At 52.3% G+C, this 23602-nt stretch carries 26 protein-coding genes and 1 pseudogene; 18 read left to right on the plus strand and 9 right to left on the minus strand.

What is annotated here, in order from left to right; translation table 11 throughout:
• Positions 1-9: 9 nt before the first annotated feature.
• Complete coding sequence (gene rep / locus A3193_RS17885) at positions 10-2013, minus strand: DNA helicase Rep (protein ID WP_069015428.1); 2004 nt, start codon at positions 2011-2013, stop codon at positions 10-12.
• A 164-nt stretch (positions 2014-2177) separates the two neighbouring features.
• Here rep and A3193_RS17890 point away from each other — a divergent pair, with 164 nt between their 5' ends.
• The 6 genes from A3193_RS17890 (at position 2178) to A3193_RS17915 (ending at position 6415) form a co-directional block, all read left to right on the plus strand.
• Entirely contained in the window at positions 2178-2900 is a 723-nt protein-coding gene (locus A3193_RS17890; protein WP_069002909.1) for an LOG family protein, read from the plus strand.
• A gap of 22 nt (positions 2901-2922) precedes the next feature.
• Positions 2923-3270: a DUF2782 domain-containing protein gene (locus A3193_RS17895; RefSeq protein WP_083218108.1), complete on the plus strand. Its 348-nt coding sequence runs from the start codon at positions 2923-2925 to the stop codon at positions 3268-3270.
• Positions 3271-3280: 10 nt separating this feature from the next.
• Entirely contained in the window at positions 3281-3826 is a 546-nt protein-coding gene (locus A3193_RS17900) for a TRAP transporter small permease subunit (RefSeq protein WP_069002908.1), read from the plus strand.
• Positions 3826-5205, plus strand: a complete 1380-nt coding sequence (locus A3193_RS17905) for a TRAP transporter large permease (RefSeq protein WP_201258715.1) — start codon at positions 3826-3828, stop codon at positions 5203-5205. Before A3193_RS17900 ends, A3193_RS17905 begins: the two co-directional genes overlap by 1 nt.
• Positions 5206-5268: 63 nt before the next feature.
• Positions 5269-5574, plus strand: a complete 306-nt coding sequence (locus A3193_RS17910; protein ID WP_069002906.1) for a DUF1330 domain-containing protein — start codon at positions 5269-5271, stop codon at positions 5572-5574.
• A gap of 406 nt (positions 5575-5980) precedes the next feature.
• The gene (locus tag A3193_RS17915; RefSeq protein ID WP_069004024.1) at positions 5981-6415 is read left to right on the plus strand and encodes a hypothetical protein; all 435 of its coding nucleotides are present in this window, start codon (positions 5981-5983) and stop codon (positions 6413-6415) included.
• A gap of 1005 nt (positions 6416-7420) precedes the next feature.
• Here the strand turns inward: A3193_RS17915 and rdgB are convergent.
• The 4 genes from rdgB to A3193_RS17935 all read right to left on the minus strand — a co-directional run bounded on the left by rdgB (position 7421) and on the right by A3193_RS17935 (position 11252).
• Positions 7421-8029 carry an RdgB/HAM1 family non-canonical purine NTP pyrophosphatase gene (rdgB, locus tag A3193_RS17920; RefSeq protein ID WP_069002705.1) on the minus strand — a complete coding sequence of 203 codons (609 nt, stop codon included), beginning with the start codon at positions 8027-8029 and terminating at the stop codon, positions 7421-7423.
• A gap of 158 nt (positions 8030-8187) precedes the next feature.
• On the minus strand, positions 8188-8904 hold the full coding sequence (gene rph, locus A3193_RS17925; RefSeq protein ID WP_069002706.1) for a ribonuclease PH: 717 nt from the start codon (positions 8902-8904) through the stop codon (positions 8188-8190).
• Positions 8905-9063: 159 nt separating this feature from the next.
• Entirely contained in the window at positions 9064-9756 is a 693-nt protein-coding gene (locus tag A3193_RS17930; protein WP_069002707.1) for an SOS response-associated peptidase, read from the minus strand.
• 14 nt (positions 9757-9770) lie between these two features.
• Entirely contained in the window at positions 9771-11252 is a 1482-nt protein-coding gene (locus A3193_RS17935) for a helicase HerA-like domain-containing protein (RefSeq protein ID WP_069002708.1), read from the minus strand.
• 197 nt (positions 11253-11449) lie between these two features.
• Here A3193_RS17935 and A3193_RS17940 point away from each other — a divergent pair, with 197 nt between their 5' ends.
• The 3 genes from A3193_RS17940 to A3193_RS17950 are packed head-to-tail and all read left to right on the plus strand — an operon-like array spanning position 11450 to position 13095.
• Complete coding sequence (locus A3193_RS17940; RefSeq protein ID WP_305782051.1) at positions 11450-11842, plus strand: DUF2780 domain-containing protein; 393 nt, start codon at positions 11450-11452, stop codon at positions 11840-11842.
• Positions 11843-11852: 10 nt separating this feature from the next.
• On the plus strand, positions 11853-12773 hold the full coding sequence (ypfJ, locus tag A3193_RS17945) for a KPN_02809 family neutral zinc metallopeptidase (protein WP_069002709.1): 921 nt from the start codon (positions 11853-11855) through the stop codon (positions 12771-12773).
• Between the two features lie 34 nt (positions 12774-12807).
• Positions 12808-13095: a GlsB/YeaQ/YmgE family stress response membrane protein gene (locus A3193_RS17950; RefSeq protein WP_069002710.1), complete on the plus strand. Its 288-nt coding sequence runs from the start codon at positions 12808-12810 to the stop codon at positions 13093-13095.
• 32 nt (positions 13096-13127) lie between these two features.
• Here the strand turns inward: A3193_RS17950 and A3193_RS17955 are convergent, their stop codons facing one another.
• On the minus strand, positions 13128-14015 hold the full coding sequence (locus A3193_RS17955) for a PP2C family protein-serine/threonine phosphatase (protein ID WP_069002711.1): 888 nt from the start codon (positions 14013-14015) through the stop codon (positions 13128-13130).
• The gene (locus A3193_RS17960) at positions 14012-14941 is read right to left on the minus strand and encodes a serine/threonine protein kinase (RefSeq protein ID WP_069002712.1); all 930 of its coding nucleotides are present in this window, start codon (positions 14939-14941) and stop codon (positions 14012-14014) included. Before A3193_RS17960 ends, A3193_RS17955 begins: the two co-directional genes overlap by 4 nt.
• A gap of 393 nt (positions 14942-15334) precedes the next feature.
• Here A3193_RS17960 and A3193_RS17965 point away from each other — a divergent pair, with 393 nt between their 5' ends.
• Together A3193_RS17965 and folE are read left to right on the plus strand one after the other, a co-directional pair.
• On the plus strand, positions 15335-16201 hold the full coding sequence (locus A3193_RS17965; RefSeq protein WP_069002713.1) for a YicC/YloC family endoribonuclease: 867 nt from the start codon (positions 15335-15337) through the stop codon (positions 16199-16201).
• A gap of 442 nt (positions 16202-16643) precedes the next feature.
• On the plus strand, positions 16644-17318 hold the full coding sequence (gene folE / locus A3193_RS17970; RefSeq protein ID WP_069015429.1) for a GTP cyclohydrolase I FolE: 675 nt from the start codon (positions 16644-16646) through the stop codon (positions 17316-17318).
• A gap of 156 nt (positions 17319-17474) precedes the next feature.
• On the opposite strand, the gene A3193_RS17975 is transcribed toward folE, so the two are convergent.
• Positions 17475-17993, minus strand: coding sequence for a DUF302 domain-containing protein (locus tag A3193_RS17975; protein ID WP_069002715.1), 519 nt, complete (start codon positions 17991-17993; stop codon positions 17475-17477).
• Between the two features lie 695 nt (positions 17994-18688).
• Here A3193_RS17975 and A3193_RS17980 point away from each other — a divergent pair.
• The 7 genes and pseudogenes from A3193_RS17980 (at position 18689) to A3193_RS18010 (ending at position 23106) form a co-directional block, all read left to right on the plus strand.
• Positions 18689-19321 (plus strand): cation efflux transmembrane domain-containing protein, encoded by a 633-nt coding sequence (locus A3193_RS17980; protein ID WP_069015430.1) that lies wholly within the window; start codon positions 18689-18691, stop codon positions 19319-19321.
• A gap of 157 nt (positions 19322-19478) precedes the next feature.
• Positions 19479-19795 (plus strand): annotated as a pseudogene (locus A3193_RS21135) (GNAT family N-acetyltransferase).
• Positions 19796-19891: 96 nt separating this feature from the next.
• Positions 19892-20749, plus strand: coding sequence for an SDR family oxidoreductase (locus A3193_RS17990; protein WP_069015432.1), 858 nt, complete (start codon positions 19892-19894; stop codon positions 20747-20749).
• 126 nt (positions 20750-20875) lie between these two features.
• Complete coding sequence (locus A3193_RS17995; protein ID WP_069002719.1) at positions 20876-21247, plus strand: hypothetical protein; 372 nt, start codon at positions 20876-20878, stop codon at positions 21245-21247.
• Between the two features lie 108 nt (positions 21248-21355).
• Positions 21356-21790, plus strand: coding sequence for a hypothetical protein (locus A3193_RS18000; protein WP_069002720.1), 435 nt, complete (start codon positions 21356-21358; stop codon positions 21788-21790).
• Positions 21791-22094: 304 nt separating this feature from the next.
• Positions 22095-22622, plus strand: a complete 528-nt coding sequence (locus A3193_RS18005) for a pentapeptide repeat-containing protein (RefSeq protein WP_083218840.1) — start codon at positions 22095-22097, stop codon at positions 22620-22622.
• 181 nt (positions 22623-22803) lie between these two features.
• Entirely contained in the window at positions 22804-23106 is a 303-nt protein-coding gene (locus tag A3193_RS18010; protein ID WP_069002722.1) for a hypothetical protein, read from the plus strand.
• 22 nt (positions 23107-23128) lie between these two features.
• Here the strand turns inward: A3193_RS18010 and A3193_RS18015 are convergent, their stop codons facing one another.
• Positions 23129-23596 (minus strand): hypothetical protein, encoded by a 468-nt coding sequence (locus A3193_RS18015; RefSeq protein ID WP_069015433.1) that lies wholly within the window; start codon positions 23594-23596, stop codon positions 23129-23131.
• Between the last annotated feature and the right edge of the window lie 6 nt (positions 23597-23602).

Raw genomic sequence — 23602 nt, forward strand, 5'->3', positions numbered from 1 at the left:
TCGGGCAGTTCAACTGAGCATCGATTTCAGATTGGCCAGATGGGCCGATCCCCGCGCCTGCTGCTCCTCCTTGCTGAGCTTGTTGCCTCGGCCCTCCCAAACCAGGTCCTCTTCCGGTAGCTCCTGCAGAAAGCGGCTCGGCTCTCCGGCAACCATTTCACCGAAACGTTTGCGTTTACTGGCATAGCTCATGGTCAGGGTGCGTTGCGCCCGGGTGATGCCCACGTAGGCCAGCCTGCGCTCCTCTTCGATGTTGTCCTCTTCGATGCTGCTGCGATGGGGTAGCAACTCCTCCTCCATGCCGACCAGGAAAACATGGGGGAACTCCAGTCCTTTGGCCGCGTGCAGGGTCATCAGGTGGACCTGATCCTGTTCGCCTTCATCCTCCTGACGCTGCAGCATGTCCATCAGCGTCAGATGGTTGACCATCTCCGCCAGGGTCTTCTCCTGCAGTTCACCATGCTGTAGGGCTTTCAACCAGTCCATCAGATCGGTGACATTCTCCATCCGTGCCTCGGCGATGCCGTCACTGCTGGCATTCTCTTTCAGCCAGCCCAGGTAGTCGATCTCTTCGATCAGGGCGCGGAAGGCCGCTGCCGGATCCGAGTCAGCCTTTTGCGCATGGTGTTGGATCAGTTGGGAAAAGTGCTGCAGGCGCTCATAGGGGCGACTGCTGAGCAGGCTCTTCAGACCAATCTCTTCGCAAGCGGGCAGCAAGGCGCTGCCACGCTGCTGGGCATACTCGGCAAGTTTCTCCAGGGTGGTCGGACCGATCTCCCGGCGCGGGGTGTTGACGATGCGCAAAAAGGCGCTGTCATCGGTGGGATTGGCCAGCAGTCGCAGATAGGCCATGCCGTCTTTGACTTCGGTGCGGGAGAAGAAAGAGGTACCGCCACTGAGAAAATAGGCAATGTTATGGCTGCGCAGGGCCTTCTCGAACAGTTTCGCCTGATGATTACCCCGGTAGAGAATGGCGCAATCCCGGTTGTTGACCTTGGCGGTGAACTTCAGGTGGATGATTTCCGATACCACCCGCTCTGCCTCCTGGGCCTCATTGGGGCAGACCAGGACTCGCAACTCCGGGCCAAGGCCGAGCTCACTCCAGAGCTTCTTTTCAAACACATGGGGGTTCTTGCTGATCAGCTGGTTGGCAGATCTGAGGATGCGGCCACTGGAGCGATAGTTCTGCTCCAGCTTGATCAGTTTCAGGGTTGGGAAATCGGCCTGCAGACGGGCCAGGTTTTCCGGCCGGGCGCCTCGCCAGGCATAGATCGATTGATCGTCGTCCCCCACCACGGTGAACGCAGCCCTTACCCCGGCCAACAGTTTGACCAGCTCATATTGGGCCTGATTGGTGTCCTGGTACTCATCCACCAGCAGATAGCGGATCCGGTCCTGCCACTGATCGAGTACCTGGGGATGGCTGCGAAACAGACTTACCGGCAGTAGGATCAGGTCGTCGAAATCGACCGCGTTGAAGGCCTTCAGACTGCGCTGATAGGCCGCGTAGAGAAGTGCCTGCCCCTGTTGCAGATCGTTTTCCGCCTGCTGCAGGGCCTGCTCCGGAGTGATCAGGTCGTTTTTCCAGGCGGATATGGTCCACTGGGCGGCGTTCACCACCGAGTCGTCCCCCAGGTTCTGTTTGCGTAACAGATCCTTAAGCAGTCCGGCGCTGTCCTGTTGGTCAAAGATCGAGAAGCCCGACCGATAGCCCAACCTCTTCAGCTCCTGACGGACGATGTTCAATCCCAGATTGTGAAAGGTGGAGATTCGCGGAAGTTGCTGTTGATGATCACCCAGAGTTTTGGCGACCCGCGCTTTCATCTCCCGGGCCGCCTTGTTGGTGAAGGTGACCGCGGTGATCTGCTGCGGGTTGAGTCCGCAGCGCTTGATCAGGTAGCTGATCTTGGCGGTGATGACCCGGGTTTTTCCGCTGCCGGCCCCCGCCAATACCAGTAGCGGTGTGTCGATATAGTTGACCGCTTGCTGTTGTCTTGGGTTGAGGTCGGACATTTAACGGTGGTCTTTACGGCTGCTGGACAGAGGCGAAAGGGTACGCAGTGGCGTTATCGATTTCAACACTGGCGTCAATGCCTGATATGATGGGTAGGGCAGGGCTGGTTTCGGCAAACTGCGATAAAGAGCCCTGTAAGCGTCCAGAAAAAAGAAGAGATTTCATGGTAATAACACAAGACAGACGCCGCAATCCCCGGGGTGGCGCAGAGGGTCAGCTGACCCGTGAATCCTGGCGTGTTTTTCAGATCATGGCCGAATTTGTCGAGGGTTTCGAGCAGCTGGCTCAGATCAGCCCTTCGGTGAGTTTTTTCGGCTCGGCAAGAACGCCACGGGACCATCCTCACTACGCCCTGGCGGAAGAGATTGCCCGGTTGCTCTCCGACAGTGGATTCTCCGTGGTCAGCGGTGGAGGGCCCGGCATCATGGAGGCCGCCAACAAGGGGGCCTTTGAGGGGAAGTCCACCAGCATCGGGCTGAATATCCAGCTGCCGATGGAGCAGTCCGGTAATCCCTATCAGGATATCTCGCTCAACTTCCGTCACTTTTTTGCCCGCAAGGTGATGTTCGTCAAGCACGCCTCTGCCTATGTGGTGCTGCCGGGCGGGTTTGGAACCCTGGATGAGATGGCTGAGATCCTGACCCTTGTGCAGACCGGCAAAACCCGTAAGATCCCGATCATCCTGGTGGATGGCAAGTTCTGGGGTGGGCTGCTGGATTGGTTTCGCGATACGCTCTGCCCCGCCGGCACCATCGACCAGGAAGACCTGGATCTGGTGCAGGTCTGCGAACAGCCGCAACAGGTTGTGGATGCCATCTTCAACCACTACGAAACACGACGCTTCGAGCCCTCTCCTGCGGAGCAGGAGATACTGCTTGAGCTGTAATAATCTCCCATGGAGGGAGGACATGATGAACAAGCTGAATCTCCTGGTCAAAGCCCTGTTGAGTGTCGCGCTGCTCTCTGGTCTGCCGCTCTACGCTGAGGATCAGGCAGTACCTGAGCCACCGGAGCTGCCCCTGCCCGAGGTGATCGTCGACGGTGAAGTGATCGAGCCCGATATCACCATCATCAAACGGGATGAGGGTACGATTACCGAATACCGGGTCAATGGCCAGCTCTATATGGTGAAGATTCAGCCGGACAACGGGCCTGCCTACTACATGAGCGACCGGGATGGGGATGGGGAGTTCGATTCCCGCTCCAACGACCCGACCGATATTTCCGTACCCCAATGGATACTGCTGCGCTGGTGATCGGGGTTTGATGAGTCATTTTCTAGCAACCATCGAAAAATTTGCCCGGGGATTCGACCAGATCAATGAAAGACTGGGGCAGGCGATATCCTGGTTGAGCCTGTTGATGGTGCTGGTTACGGTGGCCGTGGTGGTACTGCGCTACGTTTTTCAGCTTGGCTGGATCTGGTTGCAGGAGTCGGTCACCTTCATGCATGCGGCCCTGTTTCTGGTGGGGGCCGCCTACACCCTCAAGCACGAAGGTCATGTGCGGGTCGATATCATCTACCGCAAGTTCTCCGAGCGAGGCCGGGCCTGGGTCGATCTGATCGGTACCCTGACCCTGCTGCTGCCGGTCTGTCTGTTCATTTTCTATATCAGCTGGGACTACGTGGCCAAATCCTGGGCGCTCTTTGAGGGCTCCAGGGAGGTCGGCGGGCTGGAGGGTGTGTTTCTGCTGAAGAGTCTGATCCTGGTGATGGCGGTGTTACTGGTGCTGCAGGGGATCTCCCTGGCGGTACGCAGTCTGAGTCAGCTCCTGGGGCAGGGGGAAGCCCCTGCCGAAGGTGACGGGTGATGGCTGAATATCTTCCTCTGGTTCTGTTCCTGCTGGTCTGCCTGGTGCTGCTGTTCGGCTACCCGGTGGCTTTCTCCCTGGGCGGCACCTCGCTGGCCTTTGCCTGGCTGGGGACCTATACCGGACACTTCGATGATGCCTTTCTGCAGGCGCTGCCGAATCGGCTCTACGGCATCATGACCAATGAGACTTTGATCGCGGTGCCCCTGTTCGTCTTCATGGGAGTGATGTTGGAGCGCTCCAGGGTGGCGGAGAATCTGCTCGATACCATGGCCAGTCTGTTTGGTACGCTGCGTGGTGGGCTCGGTATCTCGGTAACCATCGTCGGTATGCTGCTGGCCGCCAGTACCGGTATCGTCGGTGCGACAGTGGTGACTATGGGGCTGCTGTCACTGCCGACCATGCTCAAGCGTAATTATGATCCGGCCATCTCCTGTGGGGTGATCTGCGCTGCCGGCACCCTCGGCCAGATCATTCCCCCATCGATCATACTGGTACTGCTCGGGGATGTACTCTCGGCGGCTTATCAGCAGGCCCAGCTCGACATGGGGATCTTTTCACCGGACACGGTCTCGGTCGGCGATCTGTTTGTCGGTGCACTGCTGCCAGGGCTGATGCTGGTGCTGCTCTACCTGCTCTATATTATTTTCGTCGCCGTGGTGAAGCCGGCATCGGTGCCGGCGATCCCTGTCGATGAGAAGCTGGAGAAGGGAGCCTTGCTGACCAAGACATTGAAAGTCCTGCTGCCACCGCTGTTGTTGATCGTTGCCGTGCTCGGCTCGATTCTTGGTGGTCTGGCGACGCCAACCGAAGCCGCTTCGGTGGGTGCGATCGGCGCCATGCTACTGGCCTTCAGTCAAAGGCAACTCAATCTGAAAACCCTCAAAGAGGTGGTTACCGGCACAACCAAAGTCACCAGCATGGTGTTCATGATCTTCATCGGCGCCTCACTCTTCTCCTTGGTGTTTCGTGGTTTCGGTGGCGATGAGGTGGTGACCGAGTTGCTGACCGATCTGCCGGGTGGAGTGGTCGGTGCGATGGTCGTGGTGATGCTGGTGATGTTCCTGCTGGGGTTTATCCTCGACTTCATCGAGATCACCTTTGTGGTGGTGCCGATCGTTGGGCCAATCCTGTTGGCGATGGGATTGGATCCGGTCTGGCTTGGGGTGATGATCGCCATCAATCTGCAGACCTCGTTTCTCACCCCGCCTTTCGGTTTCGCTCTGTTCTATCTGCGTGGTGTGGCGCCAAAGCAGATCTCCACCACGGCCATCTATCGCGGCGTGGCACCGTTCATTGTCATTCAGCTGCTGATGCTCGGCCTGTTGGCCTACTGGCCGCAATTGGCTACCTGGCTGCCGGACGTGGTCTACGGCTGAGGCAGAACTGATCATCAAAACATCTTATTGAATTGCTCAATTAATTACTTGTGAGGCGTGATTATGGGTTTTGAAAGAATCATGGGGCTGAATGTCACGGATGATGAGGCGTATCAAAAGTATCGTGAGGAGATGGAGCCGATATTGAACTCAATCGGCGCCGCCTTCGGTTACGATTTCAAGATTGCTGAAGTGTTACGTTCAAAAACCGATCAACCGATCAACCGGGTCTTTACCATCGATTTTCCAAATCGAGCAGTGATGCAAGCGTTCTTTGAACGGCCTGACTACCTGGCGATCAAGCAGCGCCATCTGGATGGTGCGATCAACAGTAAAACGGTGATTGCCCTGCATGAGACGGATGCGTGAACCGATCGTTCGCTCCCTTGTGAATTTATTAATCACTGCAGGATTAATTTCAGAGTTTTCCTGATAATCACGTTAGACTCATGCACTGACTAGATACTTGGTGAATGAGTCCGAGGATTGAATGGATTTCTTGTTTCGTGCTTCTGATCCAGCCTGTGTTGGAATGATGGTGAGCATTCGTTGCTGGATTATTTAACTGCAAATAAACACGAATCATAGTGGCTACAAATGTTGCATCGATGTCCAATTGAATTGTCATCCTTGCCTGCCGGATTGACAGTTATGTCATAAACCGGTGTTACAATTTTATCTCCAGATCCTGAGAATCCTGAATGACTACCATCATGGGCTCCTGATTCATCAGTCAGGGGATCCTTCTTCTTATTGCAAAGAGGCCGGCACAAAAATGAATATCAAGGACAAAAAGATCAACTGGGGTGTGGTCAGTGTGGTGATCGGTTCCTGGCTCGGTGCAATGATCATGTTGTTGGTGATGTATGACATGATGCTATCCATGCGGGCCATGCGTGGTCACATGGGGGATATGTCTCACGATATGCGTGAGATGAAGGTCAGTATGAATGGCATGGGGGAGAAGATATCCCTGATGTCCAAGGATATGAAAATCATGAGCCATGAGTTTGTCGAAGTGGATCAACATATGTCGGATATGTACAAACTGATGGCGGATGATCTGGATGCCATGCGCCAGAGCATGCAGGTGATGACGCCATCGGTTGCTACCATGGGGCCAACCATGAATCGCATGGGCAGCGATATGAACCGGGGTGTCGACTCCTTTACCAGTCCCGGTAACTATATGTGGAATATGATGCGTTGACTGTTTGATTAAGTCCGCTAATAAAAACAAATGGGTGGGGATATAAACTCCCCTCTCCCCTTGCGGGAGAGGGGCTTATTTCGCGATTGACGTCCACTAGCGTTATATCAAAAACCTGAAGCTCAGGAAGTTACACGATTACCAGTTCCGGTAGCTATACGTGGAATATGATGCGTTAAGTGTTTTGATTGAGTCCATAAATAAGCGCATATTGGTGGGGATATAAACTCCCCTCTCCCCTTGCGGGAGAGGGGCCGGGGGAGAGGGGGAGAATCGGCACTTTGATCTTCATAAGAACTCGATGCGTTTTTTACCTGACTCCACGGATTCACTATTTTTAGCCAGGTGAAACGCTTCGCGTACACCCTCTCCCCAACCCCTCTCCCATCAAGGGAGAGGGGCTTATTTCGCGATTGACGTCCACTAGCGTTATATCAAAAATCTGAAGCTCAGGAAGTTACACGATTACCAGTCCCGGTAACTATATGTGGAATATGATGCGTTGACTGTTTGATTAAGTCCGCTAATAAAAACAAATGGGTGGGGATATAAACTCCCCTCTCCCCTTGCGGGAGAGGGGCTTATTTCGCGATTGACGTCCACTAGCGTTATATCAAAAACCTGAAGCTCAGGAAGTTACACGATTACCAGTTCCGGTAGCTATACGTGGAATATGATGCGTTAAGTGTTTTGATTGAGTCCATAAATAAGCGCATATTGGTGGGGATATAAACTCCCCTCTCCCCTTGCGGGAGAGGGGCCGGGGGAGAGGGGGAGAATCGGCACTTTGATCTTCATAAGAACTCGATGCGTTTTTTACCTGACTCCACGGATTCACTATTTTTAGCCAGGTGAAACGCTTCGCGTACACCCTCTCCCCAACCCCTCTCCCATCAAGGGAGAGGGGCTTATTTCGCGATTGACATCCACTAGCGTTATATCAAAAACCTGAAGCTCAGGAAGTTACGCGATTGATATTCGCATTCATTTGTGGAGTTAAGATAATTAAACCGAGAGTGCCTGCAACAGGGCCTTCAGTGCCTGCCCGCGATGGCTCAGGCTGTTCTTGGTCTGCGGCTCCAGTTGTGCCGAACTGCAGTCATGGGTGGGGACATAAAATATGGGGTCGTATCCAAATCCGTTCTCGCCTTGCGGTTCAAAAAGAATTCGGCCCTCCCAACTGCCCTGGCAGATGATAGGGGTCGGATCTTCCGCGTGACGCATGTAGACCATCAGGCATTGGAAGCGGGCTGTGCGTCTCTCTTCCGGTATATCTTCGATGTGGCTCAGCAGTTTCTGCAGATTCTCTTCGTCAGAGGCCCCCGCTCCTGCGAAGCGGGCTGAGTAGATGCCGGGTGCCCCATTCAGTGCGTCGACCTCGATACCCGAGTCGTCTGCGATGGCCGGCAGGCCACTCAGACTCGATGCATGGCGGGCCTTCTTGATGGCGTTTTCAACAAAACTGAGACCATCTTCAATGGCGTCCGGAATATTGAAATCCTTTTGTGGTACAACGGTAATCTGTTCGCTGGCCAATAGCTGATTGATCTCCCTGACTTTGCCCGCATTGTTACTGGCCAGTACGATCCGTTCACCTGAATGATGTCCTGTCATTTCACTCTACCTGTTTCTCTGATTTGACTGCACTGTTAGTGTTGGTGATCACTCTGGTAAACGCCATCCCTGAATCCAGACTCTTAACCGATAAGCTTGAATTGAAGCTTAACAGGAGGCGAGATCACAGACCCGGAGGGCACCACGCACCCCCAGGTTTAACCACCCAGCGCCTGTTTCTGAATCTGGCAGATCTGTTGAATGCCCTGGTCTGCCAGATCCAGCATGGCATTCAACTCTTCGCGGCTGTAGGTATCGCCTTCTGCGGTTCCCTGCACCTCGATGAACCCCTGATTTTCATTCATCACCACGTTCATGTCGGTTTCGGCATTGGAGTCTTCCGCGTAGTCCAGATCCAGTACCGGGGTACCCTGGTAAATGCCCACCGAGACGGAGGCCACCATACCCAGCAACGGACTCTGTTCCAGCAGTCCTGCCGCACGGGTATGTTCAATGGCATCGACCAGCGCGACACAGGCGCCGGTAATGGAAGCGGTTCGGGTGCCGCCATCGGCCTGGATGACATCGCAATCCAGGGTGATGGTTCTTTCGCCCAACGCTTTCAGATCCACGGCGGCACGCAGCGAGCGTCCGATCAATCGCTGTATCTCCTGGGTTCTGCCGCTCTGCTTACCCCGGGCAGCCTCACGACCCATGCGATCGGTGGTCGACCTCGGGAGCATGCCATACTCGGCGGTGATCCAGCCTTGGCCCGCGCCCTTGAGAAATCTGGGTACAGATTCATCGACGCTGGCGGTACAGAGTACCTGGGTGTCGCCAAAGCAGACCAGGACGGATCCTTCAGCATGCTTGGTAAAGTTACGGGTGATGCTGATCTCTCTCAGCTGATCGGGTTGGCGTCCGGAAGGTCTCATGTCGCTCCTTAAGGGATTGAAGGCCGTTGTGATTGTCGGGGCGCTATTATGGTTGAATGAAATGGAGATGTCAGCCTAGTTGCTATTGGACCGGCAATCAAATGGCTGACTCGCTGCGGATGGTTTGAGTCGGTGCCCGGAGATAAGGGAGATTCCGTTTCAAGTCAGTCTGAATTGATCCGAGTTTGAAATATCCTTGATCAGGTCAGCGTTATCGTTACCTGGGCTGTTTACGGCACGGCTGACCGGGTAGTGATCAACCTCACCGGGCGCCGCCTGTCTCAACAGGGGCAGCAGTTGCTCCTTTGTCTGTACCTGGGGATCCAGCCAACAGTCGAAATCCTCAGGTTGGAGAATGATCGGCATACGGTCATGAATCGGCGCCACATCCTGATTCGCCTCGCCGACCAGAATGGTGCAGGAGTCGATCTCCCGGCCCGATTGATCCTGCCAGTGCTCATAGAGACCGGCCAGAGCGAACATCGGTTGGCTGGTTGGGCGGAAGCAGTAGGGCTGCTTGATGTTGTTCTCTTTTTTCCATTCGAAAAAGCCGCTGCAGGGAATCAGGCAGCGTCGGTATTTGAAGGCGGCACGGTAGGCCGGTTTGCTGTGCACCGTCTCAGCCCGGGCGTTGATCGTTTTGTAGCCGATCTTTTCATCCTTGGCCCAGAAGGGGATCAGGCCCCAATGAAAACCGCCCAGAACTCGCGCTCCGTTCGGTGCTGCCACCGCCAGGATATCCTGGGAAGGAGCGATATTGTATCTGGGTTTGAGGGAGATGGTTGAGGCTTCCAGGGAGAAGTAGCCTTCCAGCTCATCCATCATCACATCGAGGTAGAATCTGCCGCACATGGTGTTAGCAGGTCCTAGCCTTTCCCCATGATCGAGCCGAGGATGCCGCGAATGATCTGCTTGCCCAGCCTGGAACCGATCGCCCGGGCGATCGATTTGGCAAACGCCTCACCAACCCCCTGTCTTCTTGAACCGCCGCTGCGACTCTTGCTGCGCTTGGCCTGTTTCTCCTGTTCCTCGGATTTGGCCTGCTCCTCGCGACGCTTGATCAGCTCCTCTTCCCGTTTTTTCAACAGTTCATAGGCGGACTCCCGATCGACCGCCTCGCCATATTTCGATTTCAGCGGCGAACGAGCGAGGATCTTTTTGCGCTCTGCTTCACTGACCGGGCCGAACTGGGAGCGGGGTGGGGACATCAGGGTCTTCTCCACCATGCTTGGCACACCCTTTTCATCCAGGGTGGAGATCAGGGCTTCACCGACGCCCAGATTGCTGATCATCTCTTCGGTGTCGAAGGCCGGGTTCTCACGGAAGGTCTCTGCCGCCGCTTTCACCGCTTTTCTGTCCTTCGGGGTGAAGGCCCGCAGGGCGTGCTGGATACGGTTACCCAGTTGACCGATGACCTGATCCGGCACATCGTTGGGATACTGGGTGACAAAAAACACCCCGACCCCCTTGGAGCGGATCAGCCGCACCACCTGGGTGATCTTCTCCAGCAGCGCCTTCGGCGCATGGCTGAACAGCAGGTGGGCTTCGTCAAAAAAGAACACCAGCTTTGGCAGATCCGCATCTCCCCGTTCCGGCAGCTCCTCCATCAGTTCGGAGAGCAGCCAGAGCAGAAAGGTGGCGTAGATACGGGGTGAGTGATAAAGGGTTGTAGCATCGAGAATGCTCACCACCCCCCGGCCGGAGAAGTCGTTCTGCATCAGATCCTCGATGTGCAGTGCCGGTTCGCCGAAGAAGATTTCACCCCCCGCCTCCTCCAGGGTCAGCAGGCGTCGCAGAATGGCCGTCACGCTCTGCCGGGAGACCCGGCCATATTCCCGTTCCAGATCCTTGGCGTTGTCCGCAACCCAGTTGAGCATGGCACGCAGATCTTTCAGGTCGAGCAGCAGCAGCCCTTCGTCATCCGCCAGGCTGAAGGCGATCTGCAGCACGCCCTCCTGGGTCTCGTTGAGTTCCAGCAGATTGGCCAGCAGGGTCGGGCCCATTTCCGAGACCGTCGTACGAACCGAATGTCCCTGTTTGCCGAACACATCCCAGAAGAGTACCGGGCAGGGCTCGAAGTCGTGCGCATCGATCTTGATATAGTCGAGTCGTTCGGTGATCTTCGGGTGAGCCTTGCCGGCACCGGCAAGACCGGAGAGATCCCCTTTCACATCCGCGGTAAATACCGGTACGCCGAGGCGGGAGAAGGATTCCGCCAATACTTGAAGGGTTACGGTTTTGCCGGTTCCGGTGGCTCCTGTGATCAGGCCGTGACGGTTCGCCATCCCGGCGTTGAGCACTATCTGTCGATCACCATTGCCACCGAGCAGAATGTTATTGTTGGTCATGTTGCTGGTCCTGAGATAGTTGACAAAGATTTACCTTCAGTACTGGTCTATCTTCGGGTTTGGGGTAGACTCTGTGAAGCATACCGCCTTTGGAAATCGCTATACTTATACGCTGATGACAATTCATTGATCAAGCGGGATTGTGATTTCTTTATGGCTCAACAACGACAACCTTGTGGATCACGGGGGAAATAACAATGATGGAATTGGTACAACAACTGATATCGGGTGCCGGTGTTAGTCAAGAGCAGGCTGAGGGTGGCGCGGGTCTGCTGTTCGGTCTGGTGAAAGATCAGCTCTCTTCCGGAGACTTCAGTCAGGTCACGAATGCGGTCCCCGGAATCGAGTCTCTGATCGATGCCGCCCCCAGTGAAGACTCAGGTGGTCTGGGTGGCTTGCTTGGTGGTGTGGCCTCCGCAATCGGTGGTGAACAGTTGGGCAATATGGCTTCGCTGGCCAGCGGTTTTTCCAAGCTCGATCTGGATGCTGGGATGATCGGCAAGTTCGTTCCGATCGTACTCTCTTTTCTGCAATCACAGGGTGGCGACGGTCTCTCCGATCTGGTAGCCAAGGTACTGCAAGGGGATTGAGGAACAGCTCATGCGCTGGCGTGGACAACGAAAAAGCAGCAATGTGGAAGATCGCCGGGGAATGCGTTCCCCCTCACCCCTGGGATTGGGGGGAGGCGGTGGCGGACTACTCAATCTGCTGCCAATGGTCTTCAAACTGTTTGGTGTCAAAGGCGGTATCGTCGCGGTTCTGGCAATCGGTGCCTATGGTCTGCTGAGTGGTAATCTGGGCAGCATGCTGGGTGGCGGTTCCGGTGGTGAGAATCTCTCCACCGGTGGCGGTCAGCCGGTCAAGCAGAGTGCACAAGAGCAGGAGCTGGTGAAGTTCGTCTCGGTGGTGCTGGCTGATACGGAAGATACCTGGCATCAGCTGTTCCGCAAGATGGGTTCCGAATACAAGGAGCCCAATCTGGTGCTGTTCCGTGGCGCCACCAAGACAGCCTGCGGCTTCGGTCAGGCGGCGATGGGCCCCTTCTACTGTCCTGGTGACCATAAAGTCTATATCGACCTCAGCTTCTTTGATGATCTGAAAAAGCGTTTCAAGGCGCCGGGTGATTTTGCCCAGGCCTATGTGATTGCCCATGAAGTCGGCCACCATGTGCAAACCCTCTTGGGGATCTCGAAAGAGGTGCATAAAGCGAAGGCTTCACTGAGTGAAGTGGAGGGCAACAAGCTGTCGGTCCGGCAGGAGTTGCAGGCAGACTGTTTTGCCGGGATCTGGGCCTTCAACGCCGATCGCTCCCGTCAGTTGCTTGAGTCCGGGGATATCGAAGAGGGGCTGACCGCCGCCAGCGCCATCGGCGATGATCGATTGCAGAAGCAGTCCAAGGGGTATGTCAGTCCGGACTCCTTTACCCATGGAAGCTCAGCCCAGCGTGTGAAGTGGTTTCAGGTGGGCTTTCAGAACGGTGACCTGAAAAAATGCGATACTTTTGCCGTGAGCCGGCTGTAAACGGTTGCCCGGTAGTCGATGAGGAGTGGATGAGATGGGGATAATTTCTTGGGTGATTCTGGGGCTGATCGCTGGTGCATTGGCCAAATGGCTGATGCCGGGCAAGGATGGCGGCGGCATTTTCGTCACCATGCTGCTGGGTATCGCCGGCGCTCTGGTAGGCGGTTACATCGGTGAATTTCTGGGGATCGGCAACTCAGGTGGATTGAGTCTCAGCAATATCCTCACCGCAACGGCAGGCGCCTTCCTGATTCTTTTTGCCTATCGGCTGGTCAAGCAGTCGGGTGGTGAGTCGGCTGAGGGATCGACCGGGGAAGAGTGATCCGGCGACCGGCTTGAGCAGAAAGACTCAGCTCACTCCTCATCCAGGTCGTCGACCATCTTGCGCAGATCCTCGATCGCCTGGCTGACATCGACACTCTCTTCGGGGTGATCCAGGATGCCCCGGTTCTTTTTCGCCAGCGACATACTGAAATCGGCAGGCGTCAGCTTGGCCTCACTCGCCCGCCAACGCAGAGCAACCACTGTGACGTTATCGCTCTCTGGGTTGCTTTTTGTCTCGGCCTGTTTGGCAAGCTCACTGATATTGTTCAGCAGTGGCGCGCTGTTTTTATAGAGGTTGTCCACCATCGGCCGTTCCGGCAGGGGACCCCAGAAACCATCGCTGCAGAGTAACACCACATCACCCTGTTTCAGATCATGGGGGCCACTGAGTTCGGCAACCGGCCGGTTGCTGTTTCCACCCAGGCAGCGGGTGACATAGTTGCGGAATTTGTGGGTATGCACCTGGGCTGCCGAGATCAAGCCCTGCTGCCGCAGATGTTCCACATAGGAGTGGTCGTCGGTGCGCAGGTGGATCACGCCGTCACGCATGATGTAGAGACGGCTGTCGCCGATGTGCGCCCAGTAGGCGGTGTCTTCCTGTACAAGACAGAGCACGCCGGTAGTCCGGGGTTCGATGGGTGGCTCCTGCCGATCGCCGAAGGCGGTGATCTGCTGGTGGCTCATCTCCATCAGTCCGGAGAGAAAAAAGCGTGGATTGGAGATCGGCTTGCGGCTGGTGAGGAAGGCCTTGCGGGCGTTATCCATGAGGATTTGCGCCGCCATCTCCCCTTTGGGGTGGCCGCCCATACCGTCGGCCAGGGCAAGCAGAATGGCATCCGGGGCTTCCATGATCAGACAGCGATCCTGGTTCATCGAGCGATTGCCGATCAGGCTGCATTGGGCTGTTTCATACTTCACGAGATCGCCCTCTTCTCATCGAGCAGTTCGGAGAGCGAACTTTCGGATTCGACCGGGTTGTTGCTTTGCAGGGCATCCAGCAGCTCCCGGGCATTTTGCGGGCGCTTCTCGTAGCCGATCTCCATCGCCCAGTCGATCGCTTCCAGCATTGCGGCAGGGTAGCGTCGGCGGTAGATGCGTGCGGCGGGTTTCAGCTTCTCTTTGGCGTGTCGTTCGATGGCCGAGGGGGGCGCCTTGCCGTCGAGGCAGGCGCGCATGCTGGCACCAATGGCATACACATCGCTCCAGGGGCCGACATTTCCGGATTGGTAGTACTGCTCGACCGGGGAGAAGCCGGTGGTTACCACCCGGCCTGTGCGGGTGCCCTCATTGCGCACTTCATGGACCGCGCCGAAATCGAGCAGTAGTGGGTTGCCCCCGGTGCGCAGATGGATATTGCTCGGCTTGATGTCGAGATGCAGCAGATTGCGTGAATGGATCTGACTCAGCGCATCGAGGATCGGAGGAAACACCGTCATGATGAAGCGGGTACTCAGACTGCCGCTGCGCTTTTTGATGTAGCTGGCCAGGTTTTTACCCCGTTCGTGGTCCATCACCAGGTAGCCGGTGTTGTTGGCCAGGAAGAAGCCTCTCACCTGGACGATATTGGGATGACGCAGCGAGGCCAGCACCTTCGCCTCCTGATAGAACAGGCGCAGACTGCGGTTGAAGTTGTCGACCTGTTTCTCCTCAAGGGGCATCACCTTGCCATTGCTGGCCCGGCGGGCGAGTTTTTTCGGCAGGAACTCCTTGATGATCACCTCATCCTGGGTGTCTTCATCCTCAGCAAGATAGATCAGACTGAAGCCACCGCTGGCGACCACTTTCATGATGACATAGCAGTCAATCTCAGTGCCTTCCGGCATGCTGTCTCGAAGCTTATCCATTTAGGTCCCGTACTGGTTAATCTCGGCTGGTTTGCTATCCATCATCTCACTGATTATAAGGCCTTTTAATAGAATTACTCCTGTTCTTACCGGATTTGTGCCCTGCCGGTCGGTAAAAAAGTGATTTTCATCAAAAAATTCTTATGCCGGGGGAGGCAGGCAGCACCAGCGATAGTGTCCAGTTCCAGATAGCGGCCTATTCGCTGAAATCTGAAATCATTTGCCGCCGAAAGGTGATTTTTTTAACCCAAATCACAGCAGATCGCTTATGATAGATGAGTTACAACCGCATGGCCGGGTGCCATTCAAAGCCGCTGGATCCGTCCAAAACGATCTGGCAGAACCCGGGCCAGGCCGCCAGCCGAATCAACCAGAAAGATCAGGCAGACCAATATGATCAGCAGTATGACCGCCTTCGCAAGGGAAGAGTATCGAGGTGAACTGGGCAACATGAGTTGGGAGATCCGCTCAGTCAATCACCGCTACCTGGAGGCATTTCTGCGTTTACCTGAAGAGCTCAGGGCCCTGGAGCCGAACATCCGGGAGCGTCTCAACAATCGTCTTGGGCGGGGAAAACTCGATGTCAGTCTGAAGTACAAAGCGGGCACGAGCGGCGATGCCTCCCTCTGCATCAACCAGCGACTGGTCGAGCAGTTGATCGACGTGGACCAGCAGCTGGCCGATATGATCGAACTGGATCCCAGCATGCGCTCCGGTGACCTGCTGCGCTGGCCTGGTGTGCTGGAGGAGGAAGAGCGGGACTACACGCCGGTCAAGGTGCAGGCGATGCAGCTTTTGGAGACCGCCCTCGACAGCCTGATCGACAACCGGTTACGGGAAGGGGAGCGGTTGGGAGAAATCATCGGTTTGCGCTGCGATGCCCTGGCTTCGGAAGTGGGTCGGGTAAGGGGCTTGATGCCGGATGTGCTGGAGTCGGTGCGCAGCCGGATCAAAGACCGTCTCAATGAAGTGATGGAAGAGCTGGATGAATCCCGGGTCGAGCAGGAGATGGTGCTGTTGGCCCAACGCCTCGACGTGGATGAAGAGCTGGATCGCCTCGAGACCCATATCGAAGAGGTAAGGCGGGTGCTGGAATCCGATGAGCCGATCGGACGGCGGCTCGATTTTCTGATGCAGGAGCTCAACCGTGAGGCCAACACACTCACCTCCAAATCGAATAGTGTCGATGTGACACGTTCGGCGGTGGAGATGAAAGTACTGATCGAACAGATGCGCGAGCAGGTGCAGAATTTAGAGTAGCCCTGTTTGTAATCGGATTCTTTCTGTTCCAGGCTTGTCAGCACGAACCGGCTATCTGTATGAGCGGTGTGCCTGTACTAAGCTACTCAGCCTTTGGTGCCTTACCCTAAGATCTATCCGGACGTGATGCTCATTGAACCCCTGCTCCTCACAGAGGTCAATTGGATTGGCAAAGAGCGATATATTTCCTTTAGGAATTGCGTGTTTTCTTTGCTACATCAACTGCCTATTATCTTTCTAACAGTTTAAAACTTTTATCGATTACTGATCTGGCGTCGGTGTGTGAATCAAATTTCACATCAGCTCGATTGATGAACTGACCAGACCAGACCCCAATCAATCCCGCCAGTAGATCAATTTGTACACACGGTTATGTTTACTCTTGGGTTGAAATCCATCGACCGATTGACTCAGAGAGCATGCCAACGGAGAGACCACAGCCATGCTCAACAAACCTCTACGTCTTACCAAACAACCAAAAATAAGTGACGAAGCAGCCTTAGTGCGTGATGCATTGATCGAGCATGGCCTCGAAACACCGATGTTCGATAATGGCATGAGCCAGGATCAGAAGTACGATCGAATCCGGGATCTGATGAGTGAAGTGATGCAGACACTCGGTCTCGACCTGTCGGACGACAGCCTGATCGAGACACCCCACAGAATTGCCAAGATGTATATCCATGAGATCTTTTCCGGTCTCGACTACAGCCATTTCCCCAAGATCACCCTGATCGATAACAAGATGGGCTCGGATGAGATGATCTCAGTCGAGGAGATCGACCTGACCAGTACCTGCGAACACCACTTCATCACCATCGACGGCAAGGTGAAGGTGGCCTATCTACCCTCAGCGAGCCTCATTGGTCTGTCAAAGATCAACCGGATCGTACGTTTTTTTGCACAGCGGCCCCAGGTACAGGAGCGCCTCACCCGGCAGATACTGGTTGCTCTGCAGACGCTGCTGGATACCGAGGATGTGGCGGTCTCCATCGAAGCCACCCATTACTGCGTAAAGGCCAGAGGAGTGATGGACAGTAGTTCACACACCAGAACCAAAGCGCTTGGAGGCAGTTTCAAACAAGACCCCTACCTGCGTGCAGAGTTTTTGGCATAAAAAAGAGTCTGCAACCGAGAATGCGGAATGGCGGTTAGCAACAAAGATTTGTAATTAAGATAAAGACAGATGGGGAAGGTGCATTTCAGCGAAAATGGTGCGGACCTGAATCCCCGGATTCCCTTCCCGGGATAGTCAGAATCGACAATCAGTGAATCAATTAACGGCCATTTTGGCTATCGCACTCTCAACAGTCTTGTTGAGTTTGGCGATCGATTTCGTCATCACTTTCGCAACCTTGGGCTCCAGCATAGAACTCATCATCTCAAAGTTCATACGTGAGATAACAACCGTACCATCCTGCTTGCCATAGACGGAGAGACCACATGGCATCATGGCGGAGACGTAACGGGTCTCATCGGCAGCCAACAGTGGTACGGCATTCTTACCGCTGGTCAGCTTGAAGATCACCAGTCCACCGGGAACCTCCACCCCTTTTTTCGCCAGGCGAGTGCCTAAGTTGATTTCAGCAATCAGTTTCCAGCCGTCGTCCTTCAACTGCTGCCTGACGATATCCAGCGCCTTATTGTAGTCATGTTGGATGGTCTGTTCGACCACAATAGCAGGTGTATCAGTTGGATCGTCTTGATCTCCGGACTCAGCCGAAAAGGCGAAAGTTGTGTTAAAAGAGAATAGGGCGCCGAGCAGTGCAGCGGTGAAAGTGGGATTTTTCATGAGTAGTACTACCTGAGAATGGTTAAGTAAAGTGCGAATAGTGTCGGATGGGGCTGATACACACATTGAAAAAACTCAATCCCCTTATGAATAGTCAGGGTATGCGGCCGACATAGGCCCAGTCGCTGAAGTAACGGATGATTAGTCTGTTAGGGGAAGGAAATGATTGGTGTTAATGCAGCAAGGCACTGTTATGTATGGGATATCTTGCTTTTTACAGTACATTCACTAGAAAGGGGGTATTCAAGCAACGATCCATTAACATGGAAGCATCTCTTTGTGGAAATAGAGGAATCGATCGAACCGCACAAGCCAACGGTAATCTCTGTTTACCCTCTCTTCAAACGAATCATTCAATTGATAGATCAAAATCTGTCTGGGAATCTATTACCCGAGAGGCGGTAGCAGTACTTCATCCTCTTGTTCGTCATTCTCTTGAAGCAACCCCTTACAAAATACTTACTTCCTGTGCCTAATAGTGAGTAGTGAAATGTTTGACACTAAGTGGAATGTACAACCAGGATTAAGATAGTTTTTTAAATAAAACAGATTGTTAGTGAGGAGTTTAAGTAAGATTGATCTTGAAATATTGATCAGGCAGTCAAACAAGAACATTTGTAGTACTATCGGTGTGTTAACGCATTATATGTGCCGTCCACATAATCAACAGTTAGGTTACAAAAGAGATTATATTTATGAGCGGATGTTGTGACGGAGGATGTTCAGTAAATGCCCTTCAAGAAGAGCGACAACGAGGAACACTTAAAACTGTCTTAGGCATCAATGCTATCATGTTTATCGTGATAGTTGGTGCTGCCATATACGGTGATTCTACGGCGTTACTTGCCAATAGCTTTGATAATTTCGGTGATGCTCTTACTTATGCATTAAGCTTATTTGCTATTTCTCGTGGCAATAATATGAAAGCTAAGGTTGCCTTTTTTAAAGGTGTACTTATTCTTTTGGCAGCAATAATTGTAACAACCCAAATCATTTACAAACTTTTTGTTCCAGGCGTACCTGTTTTCGAGGCAATGGGTATCTTCGGCATTCTAAGTCTTATTGCAAATTCTATATGTCTTTTTCTTCTTTGGCGTCATCGCCATGAAGATGTGAATATGAGTTCAGTATGGGCATGCTCGCGAAATGACATTGCCTCAGATCTTTCAGTAATTATTGCTGCCGGAGCTGTTTGGTTATCAGGGTCAGGCTGGCCTGATATAATTGTAGCGTTAGTACTTGTAATTCTATTGTATCGCTCAGCGTTTCGCGTTATTTCCTCAGCAAAAGCTGAGCTACACAATTCAACTATACTAACCGATTATTGAAAGCGTTGAGTATTTAAGAGATAGAGCTGCATGAGATCGTATTGCTATCGAGAAATGTGTCCTGGTGAAGAACAGATGGTTTGCGCTTTGGTGGCACAGGTTTTTAAGGAATATATGGCTTCAGTTTATCGCCAATCCAGAGGCACTGAAAGTGCGTATGCAGTCTGATGGCTTTGTGCTGGTGGCGGTACAAGATGATACAATTGTTGGTATGTTAGAGTTTTGTCCTCCAAATATGGTAGCTCTGCTGTTTGTGACCGTCAGGCATCAAGGTATAGCAAAAAACTATTGGCTCGTTCACTAGATAAGGCATCTATTTCAGACCCGAATCTATCAAAACTCATAGTGCATTCCTCACCATATGTCGAGCCAATCTACCAAAAGATGGGTTTTTACATAACTGGAAGCGTAGAAACAGATAGTGGAATTACCTATATCTCTATGGAACTCTTACTTCAGCACGAAAATACCTGAAAAAAATCTCAACAACGATTAAGATTTGTTCACTCGTCTGACGCTATCACGCAAGCGGTTTACTGAGCGTTATGCAGATACTGATTGAGGTGCGATATGAATAGAGTCCTTATAGCAGGAGCCACAGGTTACTTGGGCGGATATATTGCCAAAGAGCTTGTGAAATTGTCATATCCTGTCAGAGCGCTTGTGCGCAATCCTGAAAAACTAAAACAAAACAAGATTGAAGTAACTGAAATAGTTCAGTCAGAAATAACCCGGCCTGATTCTATCAAAGATTGCTGTAAAAATATTGATGTAGTCATTTCTACAGTAGGTATCACACGGCAAAAAGAAGGCCTCACCTATATGGATGTGGACTATCAGGCAAATATGAATCTTTTGCAGGAAGCAAAAAAGCACGGAGTAAAAAAGTTCATTTATATTTCTGTTTTAAATGGGGAGAATCTTAGAGATTTGAAAATATGTGAAGCAAAAGAGCTGTTCGTCAAACAGCTGATAGAGTCAGGATTGGATTACTGCATCATTCGCCCAAATGGATTTTTCTCAGACATGACTGAGTTTTATAAAATGGCAACAAAAGGCCGAGTCTATCTATTCGGTGATGGTGAGCTGAAAACGAACCCGATACATGGCGAGGATCTGGCTGCAGTCTGTATTGAAGCTATTCAAAAGCCTGATCAGGAAATCAAGGTCGGCGGGCCCGAAACCTTATCTCATAATGAGATTGCAACGGTAGCCTTTGATGCGCTGGGTATCAAACCGAAAATAACTCATATTCCAAATTGGGTGCGCGTTGTTACTCTCAAAATTGTTAGATTATTTACTGGGAGCAAAGTGTATGGACCAATCGAATTCTTTATGACAGTTATGGCGATGGATATGGTTGCACCTGAGTATGGAAGACATACATTAAGAGAATATTTTACTAACCTGAATCAAGTAAATAGATAACAAATTACTACACAAGGATTGTCAGCATTGATAATCTATCAAGCTGTAAACTAAAAAATACTATCTACTTTATATCAATAAGTCATTTAAAAACATGTATATTCACGCTTCCAATGACGGTGACCAATGATAAAGCAAGTTTTGTTATTACGAATCAGTTATTGGCTTGCTGCAGTTGCGGACTTTGCTGTCGCGATATTAGTGTGGATACCTGAAAGGATGGGGGTAACTGAAACAGTCTATCCAATGGGGCTCGCATCTGCAGTAATCCTCTCATGGGCCGTACTTTTATTGATGGCCGATAGAAAACCTTTGGAAAGAAGGTGGATACTAATACCAACGATTCTTGTCGTTGCATTGTTAGCTATCACACGAACTCTATTTTCACAGGATGGCGCTATTGAGTTTAGTATTGTTCTGCTTCTTTTTGCAATTGCACTGATCATCTTTATGGCTTATAGCTACTACTACGCTGGTAAATATCAAGCAAGTAACTAGCCTTATATTAAAATACACATAACAACTCTCCCGTTTGGACGCACATTTCGCTGCGTTTCATTTGCTTCGCGCAGCTTTAACCTTGCTTTTCTAGAAAAGGAGACGCCAATGATTATTACGATAGGTATAATCACAATCATCTTGGGTCTGATTGGCTGGGTCGGGCAAACATTGGCAGTTTTTAATAATGAATTGGCCACGAAGCTCGGGCTTTCTGAAACTGAAGAAGTAATGGACCCTACGATGCTTGCTTTCGAACGATTCAGCATGGGCATCATGGATTTTTTGCTCATGTGGATTCTTCCCCTATCAGGATATTTGATGATTATTGGCAATGAGTGGTGGCCTGTGCTTGCGCTCGTTGGGGGAGCCGTTTATTTGTACATACCAGGCTGTTTCAGCATCACCAGAATTGTGTTGGGAAAGCGTGGGTTAAAGATTGGAACTCGTTCGGCGCTGATAACCGCCTATGTTCTCGCTGTACTTTGGACTGTAGACGCCTTGGTAATGATGAGTTTGGCAGTCAAAGCGTTGAACTTGTAATAAATACCAAAAATCACTAAAGATGCTTTCAAGGCGCTCCTACGGTTGAATCATTACTGCGCCAATAAGTATTATGGTGTTAGCGAAATAAGCTGGAACTTTATAGTGGCTAGACTTTTCGCTCGTGCTCCTCTTTTTGCTATAGAAGCAAATACTAATTGTTGTAGATCAAAGCAAAATTCCAGTTTAGTAACAATATAGAGATCTGACGCATTATTGACCTATCCAGCGACAAAATAGGTCATTTCTATCGCGACCCTGCAGTAGATACGCGATATCTAATTTCACACCAGGGAGCGAACTCATGAGAAAACTTAACTGTACTGATAGCATCTACTTAGTAGTCATAACGGCTTCTATGTTCTGGGTCTCACAGGTTATGGCCTGGACCGACAACATTACAGAAACCGCTTATGTCAATTCGATCTGCAAACTGGAGCCGGAAGCCCAATGTTCCTGGGCTATCCTGATTGATACCAAGGCGCCGGGTGTTGATATGCATGAATCCTCGCTGGCCTCCGCCCGTCTTGATCGCTCCAATTTCGAACGCGCAAACTTTTCCCGCTCAATCTTTCAGTTGGCGAATCTCAAGGATACCAATCTGATGTTAAGCAATCTGGAGCATGCCCACATGCATGGTGTAAATCTGCAGAATGCCAATCTGATGTTGGCCAATCTGACCGGTGCCAGCCTGTTTGATGCGGACCTCAGTGGCGCCGATCTGCGTGGGGCGAACCTGCAGGGGGCTATTTTGATCAAGGCGAAATTTGATCATGCCATCTGGACGGATGGAAGGATCTGTGCTGAAGGCTCTATTGGTCAATGCAATTAGGTCTGATCTGACTGTATGAACAGCGCTACCCGTCTGGTTTCGGATAAGGTTTCGACTGTTTTCTATCGGTAGCAACTGCTTGCAGTTGCTACTCAACAGCCAAATAACCCCAAGCTCTCCAGCGTTGAAAACAGGCTCCGATTGATCAATATAATGGATTAAAACAAGTTTGGAGAGAGCCATGAGTTTCATCACGCCTGTCGCCCTGTTGTCAGCACTAGCCTCCTGGGGGTTTCTGATCATGACATTTGTGAATCTGCTCTCAGGGCATTTTGATACCCGTACCTGTCAGACAGAGTGTGTCAGCAACTACTACTTTATCTCGGCAGCATTTGGCCTGGCGGCAGTAGCACTGGCAACCTTCTCTGTCATTCGGTCAGGTTTTACTCTTGGTCAGATCATCAGTTGGCTGTTTGCCGTTTCACCAATTGCCATTGTGATGGCCATTTTCACGGTTGGTTATCTGGGTACAGCTGGCCACTAGGCAACGCAGAAACAGTGATAGGTCAATGCAGCTCTTGCAGGTTGAACTGTTCTGCAATTGCTTCACTGCACTCATCCTCCGACGCTCTCATTTTGAGCGGGATTCCGGACGGTGAGATGCAATTAATGGTGACCATCTGATCAGCTTCAATGCCGACGACACGCATCACCCGCATGGGGTTGTAGCTGTAACTGAGGTCGATCACCGCCAGTTGTTTGTCACCCATCCACTCATAGCGTCCCACCGCCTGGGGTTTGCTGATGCGCTCCGCCGCCGGGATGTTGTTCCGGTCGTACGCCTGGCTGAGGCTCAGCTTGGCACCCTCCCTGACCTCATCGACCAACTGTTGCAGAAAGCTCTGACCGAAGGAGTTTTGGGTCAATCCATCCGCTGGTTGTCTGCTGACCTTGACGTTTGATGGGGTTGGAGCAAAGTCACAACTGCTTAAAGTCAGACTGAGAGTCAGGATGACGAGTGGAGTGCGGGGCATGGTGTG

This window comes from Candidatus Thiodiazotropha endoloripes (assembly GCF_001708965.1).
GTDB classification, from domain to species: domain Bacteria; phylum Pseudomonadota; class Gammaproteobacteria; order Chromatiales; family Chromatiaceae; genus Thiodiazotropha; species Thiodiazotropha endoloripes.